At 61.7% G+C, this 16,016-nt stretch carries 13 protein-coding genes; 10 read left to right on the forward strand and 3 right to left on the reverse strand.

Going from position 1 to position 16,016, the window contains the following annotated elements; all coding sequences use genetic code 11:
• Positions 1 to 92: 92 nt before the first annotated feature.
• The 3 genes from ACLH0I_RS07335 to gap all read right to left on the reverse strand — a co-directional run bounded on the left by ACLH0I_RS07335 (position 93) and on the right by gap (position 2,858).
• Positions 93 to 998 carry a FecR family protein gene (locus ACLH0I_RS07335; protein ID WP_411387472.1) on the reverse strand — a complete coding sequence of 302 codons (906 nt, stop codon included), beginning with the start codon at positions 996 to 998 and terminating at the stop codon, positions 93 to 95.
• A gap of 129 nt (positions 999 to 1,127) precedes the next feature.
• Positions 1,128 to 1,640: an RNA polymerase sigma factor gene (locus ACLH0I_RS07340; protein ID WP_053119086.1), complete on the reverse strand. Its 513-nt coding sequence runs from the start codon at positions 1,638 to 1,640 to the stop codon at positions 1,128 to 1,130.
• A 216-nt stretch (positions 1,641 to 1,856) separates the two neighbouring features.
• Entirely contained in the window at positions 1,857 to 2,858 is a 1,002-nt protein-coding gene (gene gap, locus ACLH0I_RS07345; RefSeq protein ID WP_003184623.1) for a type I glyceraldehyde-3-phosphate dehydrogenase, read from the reverse strand.
• 230 nt (positions 2,859 to 3,088) lie between these two features.
• On the opposite strand from gap, the gene edd reads away from it, so the two are divergent.
• The 10 genes from edd to ACLH0I_RS07395 all read left to right on the forward strand — a co-directional run bounded on the left by edd (position 3,089) and on the right by ACLH0I_RS07395 (position 15,748).
• Positions 3,089 to 4,915: a phosphogluconate dehydratase gene (gene edd, locus ACLH0I_RS07350; RefSeq protein ID WP_186709232.1), complete on the forward strand. Its 1,827-nt coding sequence runs from the start codon at positions 3,089 to 3,091 to the stop codon at positions 4,913 to 4,915.
• Complete coding sequence (locus ACLH0I_RS07355) at positions 4,912 to 5,871, forward strand: glucokinase (protein WP_411386688.1); 960 nt, start codon at positions 4,912 to 4,914, stop codon at positions 5,869 to 5,871. Before edd ends, ACLH0I_RS07355 begins: the two co-directional genes overlap by 4 nt.
• 183 nt (positions 5,872 to 6,054) lie before the next feature.
• Positions 6,055 to 6,786 carry a response regulator gene (locus ACLH0I_RS07360; RefSeq protein ID WP_186709230.1) on the forward strand — a complete coding sequence of 244 codons (732 nt, stop codon included), beginning with the start codon at positions 6,055 to 6,057 and terminating at the stop codon, positions 6,784 to 6,786.
• A complete protein-coding gene (locus ACLH0I_RS07365; RefSeq protein ID WP_186709229.1) occupies positions 6,776 to 8,245 on the forward strand; it encodes an ATP-binding protein in 1,470 nt (489 codons plus the stop codon). Before ACLH0I_RS07360 ends, ACLH0I_RS07365 begins: the two co-directional genes overlap by 11 nt.
• A 225-nt stretch (positions 8,246 to 8,470) precedes the next feature.
• Complete coding sequence (locus ACLH0I_RS07370; protein ID WP_411386689.1) at positions 8,471 to 9,730, forward strand: AGE family epimerase/isomerase; 1,260 nt, start codon at positions 8,471 to 8,473, stop codon at positions 9,728 to 9,730.
• A gap of 116 nt (positions 9,731 to 9,846) precedes the next feature.
• Positions 9,847 to 11,148 carry an ABC transporter substrate-binding protein gene (locus tag ACLH0I_RS07375; protein WP_411386690.1) on the forward strand — a complete coding sequence of 434 codons (1,302 nt, stop codon included), beginning with the start codon at positions 9,847 to 9,849 and terminating at the stop codon, positions 11,146 to 11,148.
• Between the two features lie 143 nt (positions 11,149 to 11,291).
• On the forward strand, positions 11,292 to 12,200 hold the full coding sequence (locus ACLH0I_RS07380) for a carbohydrate ABC transporter permease (RefSeq protein WP_003198535.1): 909 nt from the start codon (positions 11,292 to 11,294) through the stop codon (positions 12,198 to 12,200).
• Positions 12,193 to 13,038: a carbohydrate ABC transporter permease gene (locus ACLH0I_RS07385; protein WP_003198539.1), complete on the forward strand. Its 846-nt coding sequence runs from the start codon at positions 12,193 to 12,195 to the stop codon at positions 13,036 to 13,038. The genes ACLH0I_RS07380 and ACLH0I_RS07385 overlap by 8 nt, the downstream gene beginning before the upstream one ends.
• A gap of 2 nt (positions 13,039 to 13,040) precedes the next feature.
• Complete coding sequence (locus ACLH0I_RS07390) at positions 13,041 to 14,201, forward strand: ABC transporter ATP-binding protein (RefSeq protein ID WP_411386691.1); 1,161 nt, start codon at positions 13,041 to 13,043, stop codon at positions 14,199 to 14,201.
• Positions 14,202 to 14,401: 200 nt separating this feature from the next.
• A complete protein-coding gene (locus tag ACLH0I_RS07395) occupies positions 14,402 to 15,748 on the forward strand; it encodes a carbohydrate porin (RefSeq protein WP_186709222.1) in 1,347 nt (448 codons plus the stop codon).
• Positions 15,749 to 16,016: the final 268 nt, after the last annotated feature.

Below are 16,016 nucleotides of genomic sequence, written 5' to 3' on the forward strand. Positions count from 1 at the left end.
TAGGTGCAGATTCGCACGGCTAGATACGAATCAATTGCATTGGCTATAACGAGACGAACCAGCGAAGCCTATCGAGTAAAAATAATTCTCATTTAGTTCAGGATCACCAGCGCCGGGAATTCCTGTAGGCGCGCCGAGGTAATGTGGGCCAGGGAACGGACCACGTCCAGCGGCTGATCGAGGCGGTAATTGCCGGTCACCGCGACGTTGGCCAACTGTTCGTTGCTGTTGATGATCCAGCCGGGGTAGTAGCGGCGCAGCTCGGCCAGTACCTGGCTCAGCGGCCGGTTCTCGAACACCAGTCGACCCTGGACCCAGGCCAGCTCGGTGCTGGCATCGAGCCGGGCCGGGCGGTCGAAGCCGTTGGGGCCGATGCGGATGCTTTCCCCGGCCGACAGCCGCACATGGGTGTCGTTGCGGTTGGCCCGCAGGTCCACATCGCCGCGCTGCACCTGGACCTGGGCCACACCGTCGAGGTAACGCACGGCGAAGGTGGTGTCGCTGACGCTGGCGGTGACCGGGCCGGCATCGATTTCCAGCGGCTGGGTGCGGTTGCCCGGGACTTCGAAGAAGGCCTCGCCTTTGTACAGGCGCGCCACGTGCCGTTGTTCGTTGAACGTGCTGGAGAACGCCGAATCGGTGTTGAGCAGGACCTTGGAACCGTCCTCCAATTGCAGGCGCTGGCGCTCACCGACCACGGTCAGGTGATCGGCCTGGAGATGCAGAGGCAGGTCGCTGAAGTTGAACAGGCCGAGAAACAGCACGGCGGCGGTGGCCAGGGGTTTCCAATGGGCACGCAGGCGCGACAGCGCGGTGACCTTGGGCGCGGTTTCCAGCCGGCGGGCACTTTCCAGCACCTGCGGGCCGTTCCAGATCGCCTGGGCCCGGGCAAACGCCTCGCCGTGACGTGGATCGGCCGCCAGCCAGGCCTGGAACTGCCGCGTCTGTTCCGCGCTGGGGCTGTCCAGCAGGATCAGCCAGTCCAGCGCCTGCTCCATGGCATGGGCGGTTTCCGGCGTCGGCTCAGGAGAAGGGGAGTAGTCCGTCACGGTGGGTTCTCTTATTAGCGGCCCGCACAAGCTACAAGCCGCAGGCAGTAGGAGGCAAGCCTGTACGCAGCGTGAAGTTCATAGGTTGCGTTCAGCCACACCCACACAGATCGCCATGATCAGCTTCAGTTCCTTCTGCACGGTGCTCAGGGATACACCGAGCCGTTCGGCGATTTCCTGGTAACTGTGGCCATGCAGGCGGCTGAGGATGAAGATCTGCTGTTGTCGCGGGCTCAGGGCTTGCAAGCTGACGTCCAGGCGCTCGAGCAGTTGCTGGGCATGGGCGGCGTCCTCGGCACTGCTCTGGGGGGCGACGACGTTGTGGACGACTTCCAGCGGTACGTCGTCCAACAGCGTTCGGGATTGGATGCGCCGGGCACGCAGATGGTCCAGCGCCAGGTTGCGGGCGGTTTGGAAAACAAAGGGTTCGAGGTGCTCGACCGTACGTTCGGCCAATGCTCGGGTGACGCGCAGGTAGGTTTCCTGAAGCAGGTCTTCGGCGGTACTGGGGTTGCTGACCATGCGCTCGAGGGTGCGTAGCAGCGGCGTGCGCTGGGCGAGGAATACATGATGAAAGCGCGATTGACTCACGGTAGGGCCCGATCCGGTTCTAGCAGATGATAATGCTTATCATCTGCGTGACGGGTCAAGCCTTCATTTCATCGATGTTGTAACCCTGTGGGAGCGAGCTTGCTCGCGATGACGGAGTGTCAGTCGCCATTGATGTTGGCTGATACACCGCTTTCGCGAGCAAGCTCGCTCCCACAGAAAAGCGCCCACAGAAAAGCTCAAGAACTACCGTGGCAGTTACTCGGCGTTACACAACGCCAGGCAGTTATCCAGCATGCGGTTGGAGAAGCCCCATTCGTTGTCATACCAGGCCAGCACCTTGAGCAGCTTGCCGCTGGCCTTGGTGTGGTTGGCGTCGAAGATCGACGACAGCGGGTTGTGGTTGAAATCGCTGGAGACCAGCGGCAGGGTGTTGTAGCCGAGGATCTTCGAATGCTGGCTGGCATGGCGCAGCAGTTCGTTGACTTCTTCGGCCGAGGCTTCGCGCTTGAGCTGCACGGTGAGGTCGACCAGGGAGACGTTGATCACCGGTACGCGCACGGCCATGCCGGTCAGCTTGCCTGCCAGTTCCGGCAGCACCAGGCCCACCGCTTCGGCGGCGCCGGTCTTGCTCGGGATCATGTTCTGGGTGGCCGAACGGGCGCGGTACGGGTCGCTGTGGTAGACGTCGGTCAGGTTCTGGTCGTTGGTGTAGGCATGGATAGTGGTCATCAGGCCGCTTTCGATGCCCAGCTCGCGGTGCAGCACCTGGGCCACCGGGGCCAGGCAGTTGGTGGTGCACGACGCGTTGGAGATGATCTGGTGGGACTGGCGCAGGATGTCATGGTTCACGCCATACACGACGGTGGCATCGGCGCCCTTGGCCGGGGCCGAGATGATTACCTTGCGGGCGCCGGCGCTGATGTGCGCGGCTGCCTTGGCACGGTCGGTAAACAGACCGGTGCATTCGAACACGACGTCGATTTTCTCGGCGGCCCAGGGCAGTTCGGCCGGGTTGCGGATGGCGCTGACCGAGATGCGGTCGCCATTGACCGTCAGGCTTTCGTGATCGTGCTGGACGTCGGCATCGAAGGTGCCATGCACGGTGTCGAACTTGAGCAGATGGGCATTGATTGCACTGTCACCCAGGTCGTTGATGGCGACGATCTGCAGGTCGCGACGGTAGCCTTGGGTATACAGTGCACGGAGGACGTTGCGGCCGATGCGGCCAAAACCATTGATTGCGATTCGAAGAGTCATTAACTGCGCCGCCGTCGATTTGTTGTTGGAATTACAAGATTATTCGCATAAAAATAGAAAACAAGCCTTTTTAGTGGCAATATTTTGTTTTATCTACAACGAGTGACCTGAATCAACTGGTCCGAATGGTCAAAAACCGGCTGTCGCCTCGCCTTCCACACAGCGTGCAGCGGGCTTTTGACCAGCATAGACAATCAGGTCGCCACATCCGTTAGCCTGGAGTTCTACACATGCATCCCCGCGTTCTTGAGGTCACCGAACGGCTTATCGCCCGCAGCCGCGCCACGCGTGAGGCTTACCTTGCATTGATCCGTGGTGCCGCCAGCGACGGTCCGATGCGTGGCAAGCTGCAATGCGCCAACTTCGCTCATGGCGTGGCCGGTTGCGGCACCGAAGACAAGCACCATCTGCGGATGATGAACGCCGCCAACATCGCCATCGTGTCGTCCTATAACGACATGCTCTCGGCTCACCAGCCCTACGAAACCTTCCCGGAACAGATCAAGAAAGCCCTGCGCGAAATCGGCTCGGTCGGCCAGTTCGCCGGTGGCACGCCGGCGATGTGCGACGGCGTGACCCAGGGCGAGGCGGGGATGGAACTGAGCCTGCCGAGCCGCGAAGTGATCGCGCTGTCCACGGCGGTGGCGTTGTCCCACAACATGTTCGACGGCGCACTGATGCTCGGCATCTGTGACAAGATCGTTCCGGGCCTGATGATGGGCGCGCTGCGCTTCGGTCACTTGCCGACGATCTTCGTGCCCGGCGGGCCGATGGTCTCGGGCATTTCCAACAAGGAAAAAGCCGACGTGCGCCAGCGTTACGCCGAAGGCAAGGCCACCCGCGAAGAGCTGCTGGAATCGGAGATGAAGTCCTACCACAGCCCCGGCACCTGCACCTTCTACGGCACCGCCAACACCAACCAGTTGTTGATGGAAGTGATGGGCCTGCACTTGCCGGGCGCCTCGTTCGTCAACCCGAACACGCCGCTGCGCGATGCCCTGACCCGTGAAGCGGCGTTCCAGGTGACGCGCCTGACCAAGCAGAGCGGCAATTTCATGCCCATCGGCGAAATCGTTGACGAGCGCTCGCTGGTCAACTCCATCGTCGCGCTGCATGCCACCGGCGGTTCCACCAACCACACCCTGCACATGCCGGCCATTGCCATGGCGGCGGGTATCCAGCTGACCTGGCAGGACATGGCCGACCTCTCCGAGGTGGTGCCGACCCTGAGCCACGTCTACCCGAACGGCAAGGCCGACATCAACCACTTCCAGGCGGCGGGCGGCATGTCGTTCCTGATCCGTGAGTTGCTGGAAGCCGGTTTGCTTCACGAAAACGTCAACACCGTGCTCGGTCACGGCCTGAGCCGCTACACCCAGGAGCCGTTCCTCGAGGACGGCGAACTGGTATGGCGCGACGGTCCGATCGAAAGCCTCGACGAAAACATCCTGCGCCCGGTGGCCCGCGCCTTCTCGCCAGAAGGCGGGTTGCGGGTGATGGAAGGCAACCTCGGCCGCGGCGTGATGAAAGTCTCGGCCGTGGCCTTGGAAAACCAGGTGGTCGAGGCCCCGGCCATGGTCTTCCAGGACCAACAGGACCTGGCGGACGCCTTCAAGGCCGGCCTGCTGGAAAAAGATTTTGTCGCGGTGATGCGCTTCCAGGGCCCGCGCTCCAACGGCATGCCGGAGCTGCACAAGATGACGCCATTCCTCGGTGTGCTGCAGGATCGCGGCTTCAAAGTGGCGCTGGTGACCGACGGGCGCATGTCCGGCGCATCGGGGAAAATCCCGGCGGCCATCCATGTCAGCCCGGAAGCTTATGTCGGTGGTGCGTTGGCCCGGGTGCAGGAGGGCGATATCATCCGTGTCGATGGCGTCAAAGGTACCTTGGAACTGAAGGTGGACGCCGAGGAATTTGCCGCGCGCACGCCGGCCAAGGGCCTGTTGGGCAACAACATAGGCACTGGTCGCGAGCTGTTCGGTTTCATGCGCATGGCCTTCAGCTCGGCGGAGCAGGGCGCCAGCGCCTTCACTTCTGCCCTGGAGACGCTTAATTGAAACTGGCTTTGGTCGGTGACATCGGTGGGACCAACGCACGCTTCGCGCTGTGGAAAAATCACACCCTGGAAAACATCCAGGTGCTGGCCACGGCGGATTACGCCTGCCCGGAAGATGCCATCGAGGTTTACTTGAGTGGCATGGGCCTGAAGCCGGGCGCCATCGGTTCGGTGTGCCTGTCGGTGGCGGGTCCGGTGAGCGGCGATGAGTTTCGTTTTACCAACAATCACTGGCGCTTGAGCAACCTGGCGTTCTGCGAAAGGTTGCAGGTGGAGAAGCTGTTGCTGGTCAACGATTTCTCGGCCATGGCCCTGGGCATGACTCGCTTGCGTCCCGATGAATACCGGGTCGTGTGCGAAGGCACCCCGGAGCCGATGCGCCCGGCGGTGGTGATCGGGCCGGGCACCGGGCTGGGCGTCGGTACGCTGTTGGATCTGGGTGAGGGCCGGTTCGCCGCGTTGCCGGGGGAGGGCGGCCATGTCGACCTGCCCATGAGCAGCCCGCGGGAAACCCAGTTGTGGCAGCACATCTACAACGAGATCGGCCACGTCAGCGCCGAAACCGCTTTGAGCGGCAGCGGTTTGCCTCGGGTGTACCGGGCCATTTGCGCCGTGGACGGCCATGCGCCAGTGCTCGATACCCCCGAATCCATCACCGCGGCCGGCCTGGCTGGCGACCCAATCGCGTTGGAAGTATTGGAGCAGTTCTGTCGCTGGCTGGGGCGCGTGGCGGGCAACAATGTGTTGACGCTGGGCGGACGCGGCGGCGTCTACATCGTCGGTGGTGTAGTCCCGCGCTTTGCCGATTTCTTCCTCGAAAGCGGTTTCGCCAAGTGCTTCGCCGACAAGGGTTGCATGAGCGATTATTTCAAGGGCATTCCGGTCTGGCTGGTGACCGCGCCATACTCCGGCCTGATGGGCGCGGGCGTGGCGTTGGAGCAATCCGCCGCAGCTTGAAGTTTGAAAATGTCCCCCCCTGTGGGAGCGAGCTTGCTCGCGATAGCGGCCTATCAGCCAACATCAAGGTGACTGGCACTCCGCTATCGCGAGCAAGCTCGCTCCCACAAGGTTTTGCAGTGTGTTTGTAGAACCCGTCCATCAGGCATAATCGCCCCCATCCAAACAACAAGGACGAGGCCCGTGAGTTCAGTAAACAAATCGATTTTGTTGGTCGACGACGACCAGGAGATTCGCGAGCTGCTGGACACCTACCTCAGCCGTGCGGGTTTCCACGTGCGGACCACGCCCGACGGCGCCGGGTTTCGCCAGGCGTTGAACGATGCACCGAGCGACCTGGTGATCCTCGATGTCATGCTGCCCGATGAAGACGGCTTCAGCCTTTGCCGCTGGGTTCGCCAACATCCACGCCAGGCGCATGTGCCGATCATCATGCTCACCGCCAGTTCCGACGAGGCCGACCGGGTCATCGGTCTTGAGCTGGGCGCCGATGATTACCTGGGCAAACCCTTCAGCCCGCGTGAACTGCAGGCGCGCATCAAGGCGCTGCTGCGCCGGGCGCAATTCGGCCAGGAACGCGCCGGCGGCGAAGTGCTGGCCTTCGATGAATGGCGGCTGGACATGGTCAGCCATCGGCTGTTCCATACCGACGGTGAAGAAGTGATTCTCTCCGGTGCCGACTTCGCTTTGCTCAAGTTGTTTCTCGACCATCCCCAGGAAATCCTCGACCGCGACACCATTGGCAACGCGACCCGTGGCCGTGAGCTGATGCCCCTGGACCGGATCGTCGACATGGCGGTCAGCCGCCTGCGCCAGCGCCTGCGTGACACCGACAAGCCGCCGCGGCTGATTCGTACGGTGCGGGGCAGCGGTTACCAGCTGGCGGCCAGTGTGGTTGCCAGCAATGGTCATTGACGGGATCAAGAAAATCGCCCGGCGGGTACCGGTGCCACGCTCGTTGCTGGGCCGGATGTTGTTGCTGACCTTGCTCGTGGTGCTGTTCGCCCAGACCCTGTCCAGCCTGATCTGGGTTTCGCAATTGCGCGCGACTCAGCTCGAAGGCCTGGTCACCAGCGCCCGCAGCCTGGCCCATTCGATGACCGCCAGCGTCAGTTATTTGCGCTCGCTGCCCGTGGCGTACCGGCCGTTGGTGCTGGACCAGTTGCGCAGCATGGGCGGCACGCGGTTCGTCGTCACCCTCAACGACAAACCCCTGGGCATGGACGTGTTGCCGGTGACGCCGCGCAAGCAGGCGGTGCTCACGGCCGTGGATGAAGTGCTGCGCCGCTCCTTGGGTCATAACGCCGACATCTCGGTGACGTTCGTCAGCCCCGACGACCTGCGGATTTTCAATGCCGGGCTCAAGCTCGATGAACTGCCTCGCTCGTGGGCCCACTATGCCCTGACCCTGGAGCCGGTAAATCCACCGGTGCTGGTCACGCAGATCCAGATGGCGCCGGGTGAGTGGCTGTACATCGCCTCGCTGCTGCCCGAACCCTACACCAGCCTCGAAGAACAAGACCTGCCCAAGCAACAGGTTGGTTTCATCGTGCTCACCAGCAGCCTGTTGTTGCTGTTCATCGGCTTGCTGGTGCACTGGCAGAGCCGGCCCCTCAAGCGATTGGCCCGGGCCGCGCGGGACATGTCCCTGGGTGCCGAGGTGGAGCCGGTGGCCGAGGGCGGCGGCAGCGAAGTGGTGGAAGTGGGACGGGCGTTCAATGCCATGCGCGAACGCATCAGCCGTTACCTGACGGAGCGCAGCCAGTTGTTCAGCGCGATTTCCCACGACTTGCGTACACCGATCACCCGATTGCGGCTGCGGGTCGAGCTGCTGGAGGACGAAAACCTGCAAGCCAAGTTCGGCCGTGACCTGGATGAACTGGAGCTGCTGGTCAAAGGCGCGCTGCAATGCGTCAAGGACACCGACATCCACGAGAACATCGAGCCGGTGGACCTCAACCATGTGCTCGATTGCCTGGTCGAGCCGTACCTGGCGCCCAACGGCAATGGCCGGGTGACCCAGGATGGCCGGGCGCTGGCGCCGTATCCCGGCAAGCCGCTGGCCCTCAAGCGCTGCATCGGTAACCTGATCGACAACGCCTTGAAATACGGACAGAACGCCCACCTGCACATTGATGACGATGAAACCGCGTTCATCCTGCACGTCGACGACGAAGGGCCGGGTGTGCCGGAACAGCGCCTGGAGCAAGTTTTCGAGCCGCATTTCCGCCTCGCCGGGCAACAGCAGGGCTATGGCCTGGGCCTCGGTATCGCCCGCAACATTGCCCACAGCCATGGCGGCGAGGTGAGCCTGCAGAACCTTCGTGAAGGGGGGTTGCGGGTGACGTTGCAGTTGCCTCGTAGTGTGGATTAGCAACACCGCGTTATCGTTCTTCGCGAGCAGGCTCGCTCCCACAGGGATTTTGTGAACGCCGAAGATCTAGTGTGGGAGCGAGCCTGCTCGCGAAGGCGCCAGTCGCCTCAACGCATCTCTCAAGGAATGTCACAACTCGGTGACATAACTCGCCCCTTTCGTTACCTGCCACCCACCCTCCCTTGTTTAGACTCCCTGCGTCAAAACAACAAAAAAGGTACTCCGATGGACACCTTCCAACCGGCCTTCAGCAGTTGGCTGAACGCCCCTGCCCACCAGCGTTGGCTCGCCGATGAAGGCGTGCGGCTGCTGGCGTTCGCCAAGGCCTCGAAGCTGCCGGACGGCTTTGGCAACCTGGATGAGCTTGGGCGCCTGCCGGCCGATGCCCGGGCCGAAACCATGAACACCGCGCGCATGACCCACAGCTTCGCCATGGCCCACATCCAGGGCTTGCCGGGTTTCGCCGAGCTGGTGGACCACGGTATCCAGGCCCTCAACGGCCCCTTGCGCGATGCCGAGCATGGTGGCTGGTTCGCCACGTCGCAACCCGATGCGGACAGCACCGGCAAAGCCGCCTACCTGCATGCCTTCGTCGCCTTGGCAGCCAGTTCCGCGGTGGTGGCCCAGCGTCCCGGCGCCCCTGCGTTGCTGGACGAAGCGGTGCGGATCATCGACGCGCATTTCTGGTGCGAAGAAGAGGGCGCCATGCGCGAATCCTTCAACCGCGACTGGCGCGAGGAAGAGGCCTATCGCGGCGCCAACAGCAACATGCACGCCACCGAAGCCTTTCTCGCCCTGGCCGATGCCACCGACGATCCGCGTTGGCTGGCCCGCGCCCTGCGTATCGTCGAGCGGGTGATCCATGACCATGCCGCCGCCAACGACTACTTGGTGGTGGAACATTTCGATCGCCATTGGCAGCCACTGCGCGACTACAACCAGGACAATCCCGCCGATGGTTTTCGCCCCTACGGCACCACGCCCGGCCACGGCTTCGAATGGGCGCGGTTGTTGCTGCACCTTGAAGCGGCGCGGGTGCAGATTGGCATGCTGACCCCGGGTTGGCTGGCCCAGGACGCGCAAAAACTCTTCGACCAGAACTGCCGCCACGGCTGGGACGTCGATGGTGCGCCGGGCATTGTCTACACCCTGGACTGGGACAACCGCGCCGTGGTTCGCCACCGCCTGCATTGGGTCCACGCCGAAGCGGCGGCCGCGGCCAGCGCCTTGCTCAAGCGCACCGACGAGGCGAAATACGAAGCCTGGTATCGGCGTTTCTGGGAGTTCTGTGACAAGCATTTCATCGATCGCTGCAACGGCAGTTGGCATCACGAACTCGATCCGCAGAACCGCCCCAGCGCCGATATCTGGCCGGGCAAGCCGGACCTGTATCACGCCTGGCAAGCAGTCCTGATTCCACGCCTGCCCCTGGCACCGAGCATGGCGTCAGCCCTGGCGCGGTTATCCAGCCCTGCACCTGTGTAACCATGTCGTGACATTTGCACGTCCCTTCGTTACCTGCGAAGGGATTCCCTCTGATTAGAATCCATGCAGCGCAAGCTCCAGACTTGCATGCATAACAACAAGAAAGGTAATTCTAGATGAATGCGATTTCTCGCCTCGCTACTGTCATTTCTCTTGCTTCCCTGCTTCCCGTCGCAGCATTTCCCGTCACTGCCCTTGCCGCCGAATCCAAAGGTTCCGTGGAAGTCGTCCACTGGTGGACGTCGGGTGGCGAAAAGGCCGCGGTCGATGTGCTCAAGGCCCAGGTAGAAAAAGACGGCTTTACCTGGAAGGACGGCGCTGTCGCCGGTGGTGGTGGTTCCACTGCCATGACCGTACTCAAGAGCCGTGCCGTGGCCGGCAACCCACCGGGTGTCGCCCAGATCAAGGGCCCGGACATCCAGGAGTGGGCGTCCACCGGGCTGCTCGACACCGACATCCTCGAGGACGTCGCCAAGGCCGAGAAGTGGGACAGCCTGCTCGACAAGAAAGTCTCCGATACCGTGAAGTACGAAGGTGACTACGTCGCCGTGCCGGTGAATATCCACCGCGTCAACTGGCTGTGGATCAACCCGGAAGTCTTCAAGAAAGCCGGCATCACCAAGAACCCGACCACCCTTGACGAGTTCTACGCGGCTGGCGACAAGCTCAAGGCGGCGGGTTTCATTGCGCTCGCCCATGGCGGCCAGCCTTGGCAGGACAGCACCGTGTTCGAAGCCGTGGTGCTCTCGGTCATGGGTGCCGAGGGCTACAAGAAGGCCCTCGTCGACCTGGACAACAAGGCCCTGACCGGTCCGGAAATGGTCAAGGCGCTGACCGAGCTGAAGAAAGTCGCGACCTACATGGACGCCGACGGCAAGGGCCAGGACTGGAACCTCGAAGCAGCCAAGGTCATCAACGGCAAGGCCGGCATGCAGATCATGGGTGACTGGGCCAAGAGCGAGTGGACCGCCGCGAAGAAAGTCGCCGGCAAGGACTACGAGTGCGTGGCCTTCCCGGGCACCGACAAGGCCTTCACCTACAACATCGACTCCCTGGCGGTGTTCAAGCAGAAGGACGCAGGCACTGCGGCGGGCCAGCAGGATATCGCCAAGGTCGTGCTGGGTGAGAACTTCCAGAAAGTCTTCAGCATCAACAAGGGCTCGATCCCGGTGCGCAACGACATGCTGGGCGACATGGCCAAGTACGGTTTCGACTCCTGCGCCCAGACCGCGGCCAAGGACTTCCTGACGGACGCCAAGTCCGGCGGCTTGCAGCCGAGCATGGCGCACAACATGGCGACCACGCTGGCGGTACAGGGTGCGTTCTTCGATGTGGTGACCAACTACATCAACGACCCGAAAGCCGACCCGGCCGATGCTGCCAAGAAATTGGGTGCAGCGGTTCAGTCAGCCAAGTAATTAGCGCCGCGGTCCCTTTGTGGGAGCGAGCTTGCTCGCGATAGCGGAGTGTCAGGTAGCAGATGAGTCACTGACACACCGTCATCGCCAGCAAGCTCGCTCCCACAGAGGGATACCCCTGTAACCTTGTTTTGGATCTTCCCATGAGTTCTGTTGCTGTGTTCAGCAAGGCCTCGCCGTTCGATGCATTGCAGCGCTGGCTCCCGAAACTGGTGCTGGCGCCGAGCATGTTCATCGTTCTGGTGGGCTTCTATGGCTATATCTTGTGGACGTTCGTCCTGTCGTTCACCACTTCGACGTTCCTGCCGAACTACAAATGGGCAGGCCTGGCGCAGTATGCGCGGCTGATGGACAACGACCGCTGGTGGGTGGCGAGCAAGAACCTGGCGCTGTTCGGCGGCCTGTTCATTGGCATCACCCTGGTGATCGGCGTGCTGCTGGCCGTGTTCCTGGACCAGCGCATTCGTCGCGAAGGTTTCATCCGCACCATTTACCTGTACCCGATGGCGCTGTCGATGATCGTCACCGGTACGGCCTGGAAATGGCTGCTCAACCCGGGCATGGGCCTGGACAAATTGTTGCGTGACTGGGGTTGGGAAGGCTTCCGCCTGGATTGGCTGATCGACCCGGACCGCGTGGTGTATTGCCTGGTGATCGCGGCGGTGTGGCAAGCGTCGGGTTTCATCATGGCGATGTTCCTGGCCGGCCTGCGGGGTGTCGACCAATCGATCATCCGTGCCGCCCAGATCGATGGCGCGAGCATGCCGCGCATCTATTGGAAAGTGGTGCTGCCGAGCCTGCGCCCGGTGTTCTTCAGCGCCGTGATGATCCTGGCACACATCGCGATCAAGAGCTTCGACCTGGTGGCGGCGATGACAGCCGGTGGCCCGGGTTATTCCTCCGACCTGCCTGCCATGTTCATGTATTCGTTCACCTTCAGTCGCGGCCAGATGGGCATGGGCTCGGCCAGTGCAATCCTGATGCTCGGTGCGATCCTCGCGATCATCGTGCCTTACCTGTACTCCGAGCTGAGGACCAAGCGTCATGACTAGTCTCGCTGCCAAACCCTCCATCAGCCTGAGTCGCATCGCGATCTACGCGGTGCTGATCCTCGCCGTACTGCTTTACCTGGTGCCGTTGGTGGTCATGCTGTTGACCAGCTTCAAGACGCCGGAAGACATCAGCACCGGCAACCTGCTGAGCTGGCCGACCGTGGTCAGCGGCATCGGTTGGGTCAAGGCCTGGGCCACGGTCGACGGCTACTTCTGGAACTCGATCAAGATCACCGTCCCGGCGGTGCTGATCTCTACCGCCATCGGTGCCTTGAATGGCTACGTGTTGTCGATGTGGCGCTTCCGCGGTTCGCAGCTGTTCTTCGGCCTGTTGCTGTTCGGCTGCTTCCTGCCGTTCCAGACCGTCCTGCTGCCGGCCTCGTTCACCCTTGGCAAGATGGGCCTGGCCAGCACCACCACCGGTTTGGTGTTCGTGCACGTGGTCTACGGCCTGGCATTCACCACGCTGTTCTTCCGCAACTACTACGTCAGCATTCCCGATGCGCTGGTGAAGGCGGCGCGACTGGACGGTGCGGGTTTCTTCACCATTTTCCGGCGGATCATCCTGCCAATGTCGACCCCGATCATCATGGTTTGCCTGATCTGGCAGTTCACGCAGATCTGGAACGACTTCCTGTTCGGCGTGGTGTTCTCCAGCGGTGATTCGCAACCCATCACCGTGGCGCTGAACAACCTGGTCAACACCAGTACCGGGGCCAAGGAATACAACGTGGACATGGCGGCGGCGATGATCGCCGGGCTGCCGACCCTGCTGGTCTATGTGGTGGCAGGCAAGTATTTCGTGCGCGGCCTGACGGCCGGCGCAGTCAAGGGGTAATCATGGCAACGCTTGAACTTCGCAATGTAAACAAGACCTATGGTGCCGGCCTGCCGGATACCCTGAAGAACATCGAGTTGTCGATCAAGGACGGTGAGTTCCTGATCCTCGTCGGCCCGTCGGGCTGCGGCAAGTCGACGCTGATGAACTGCATCGCCGGCCTGGAGACCATCACCGGCGGCGCCATCATGATCGGTGACCAGGATGTCAGCGGCATGAGCCCGAAGGATCGCGACATCGCCATGGTGTTCCAGTCCTACGCGCTGTACCCGACCATGAGCGTGCGCGAGAACATCGAGTTCGGCCTGAAAATCCGCAAGATGAAACAGTCGGACATCGACGAAGAAGTCAACCGCGTGGCCAAGCTGCTGCAGATCGAGCACTTGCTCAATCGCAAGCCTGGCCAGCTTTCCGGCGGCCAGCAACAGCGCGTGGCCATGGGCCGGGCCCTGGCGCGGCGGCCGAAGATCTACCTGTTCGACGAACCGCTGTCCAACCTCGACGCCAAGCTGCGGGTCGAGATGCGCACCGAAATGAAGCTGATGCACCAGCGCCTGAAGACCACCACGGTCTACGTCACCCACGACCAGATCGAAGCCATGACCCTGGGGGACAAAGTGGCGGTGATGAAGGACGGGATCATCCAGCAGTTCGGCACGCCGAAAGACATCTACACCAACCCGGCCAACCTGTTCGTGGCGAGCTTCATCGGTTCGCCGCCGATGAACTTCATCCCGCTGCGCCTGCAACGCAAGGACGGTCGCCTGCTGGCACTGCTCGACAGCGGCCAGGCCCGTTGCGAGCTGCCGCTGGGCATGCAGGACGCCGGCCTGGAAGACCGCGAAGTCATCCTGGGCATGCGTCCGGAACAGATCGCGTTGGCCGGCAGCGAGCCCAATGGCCTGCCGACCATCCGCGCCGAAGTCCAGGTCACCGAGCCTACCGGGCCGGACACCCTGGTATTCGTCAACCTCAACGACACCAAGGTCTGCTGCCGCCTGGCGCCGGACGTGGCACCGCAGCCGGGGGAAACCCTGACGCTGCAATTCGATCCGTCGAAAGTGCTGCTGTTCGACGCCCAGTCCGGCGAGCGCCTGGGCGTGGCCGGCCAGCCGCAAACCGATGCCCGAAGTGCCAACGTAGCGCAGTTCAAAGGCCGGTGAGAGGCCTGTGTGGGAGCGAGCTTGCTCGCGATGACGGTACATCAGTTGCTGCCGAGGTGAATGACACACCGCTATCGCGAGCAAGCTCGCTCCCACAGAAAAAGGAGTATGCGGTGAGTGGGGGACCATCCATCGCAATCGTTGTAAACCGCGTTAGATAAAAACAGTTAATAACAATAAATAAAGACGAGGATGTAGGGATGAAAAAGCAAAAAAACGCCCAGCGTATCTGCCAGTTGTCAGCCGTTGCGGCGATGATGCTGGCCGGTAGCGCACACGCAGCCGACGCGTTCAGCGCCGATTCGCAGTGGATGACGGGCGACTGGGGCGGTGAACGGACCAAGCTGATCGAGCAAGGTATCGATATCAAGGCGGATTTCGTCGGTGAGATGGGTGCCAACCTCCACGGCGGCTACAACGATGACAAGACCGCGCGCTGGTCCCAGCAGTTTGGCCTGGGCGTCGCGCTCGACCTGGAAAAACTGGCAGGCTGGGGTGATACGGAAGCCAAGATCCAGTTCACCCGACGTGACGGTCGCAACATCTCCAACGACCGCATCGGTGATCCACGCGCCGGTACCCTCAGTTCTTCCCAGGAAGTCTGGGGCCGTGGGCAAACCACGCGTCTGACCCAGTTGTGGATCAAGCAGAAATACTTCGACAGCAAACTGGATGTCAAAGCCGGTTATTTCGGTGAGGGCGAAGACTTCAACACCTTCCCGTGCGAATTCCAGAACCTGGCGTTCTGCGGTTCACAAGCGGGTAACTGGGCGACCGGCATCTGGTACAACTGGCCGATCATGCAGGCGGCGATTCGCGTCAAATACAACCTCACGCCTGAGCTCTATGCGCAAATCGGCGCCTACAACCAGAACCCTTCGCAGCTGGAAAACAACAACCGCTACAAACTCAGCGGCAGCGGTACCAAGGGTACCCTCATTCCGGTCGAGTTGGTCTGGTCGCCGAAGATCAATAACCTGCCGGGTGAATACCGTGTTGGTTACTACAAAAGTACAGCCAAGGCCGATGACGTCCGTGAAGACGAGGATGGCAACGACGCCGCGACCACCGGCAACGCCTATCGCAGCCACAGCAGCAAGGACGGCTACTGGCTCGTCGTGCAACAACAGCTCACCAGCCACAACGGTGATGCTTCGCGCGGCCTGAACATCGCCGCCAACGCTACTTTCCATGACAAGGAAACCAACGTCGTCGACAACTACCAGTCGTTGATGTTCGTGTACAAGGGGCCGTTCGATGCTCGTCCAAAAGACGATGTCGGCATCGGTTTCTCGCGTATCCATGTCAACGAAGACGTGAAGAAAAACTCCGAACTGGTCAACGCCGCCAATGGCGTCACCGACTACGACGATCCGCTGTTCGCGCCACTGCGTAGCACTGAATACAACTACGAGATCAACTACGGTTTCCACGTCACCAACTGGCTGACCGTGCGTCCGAACCTGCAGTACATCACTCACCCAGGTGGTGTGGATGAAGTCGACAACGCGCTGGTGGCCGGCCTGAAAATTCAGTCGGTGTTCTAACGCTGTTGCGATAAGCTCCTCTCTATGTGCGCATATTTGCGGACGGCCAAGGCTGTCCGCTTTTTTTTGCGGAGCGCAGAACCTGTGGCGAGGGAGCTTGCTCCCGCTGGGTTGCGAAGCGACCCTAGAGCCATTCACTGCGGTGTTTGCGCCAGACCGCATTCGCCTCGTTTGCGACTGCTTCGCAGCCGAGCGGGAGCAAGCTCCCTCGCCACAAAAGAACGCGTTGCAAACAGATGAGCAATTCAATGATTCCCAGGACCGCGGC

The sequence above is a fragment of the Pseudomonas sp. MPB03 genome (assembly GCF_046605385.1).
Classification (GTDB): domain Bacteria; phylum Pseudomonadota; class Gammaproteobacteria; order Pseudomonadales; family Pseudomonadaceae; genus Aquipseudomonas; species Aquipseudomonas zanjanensis.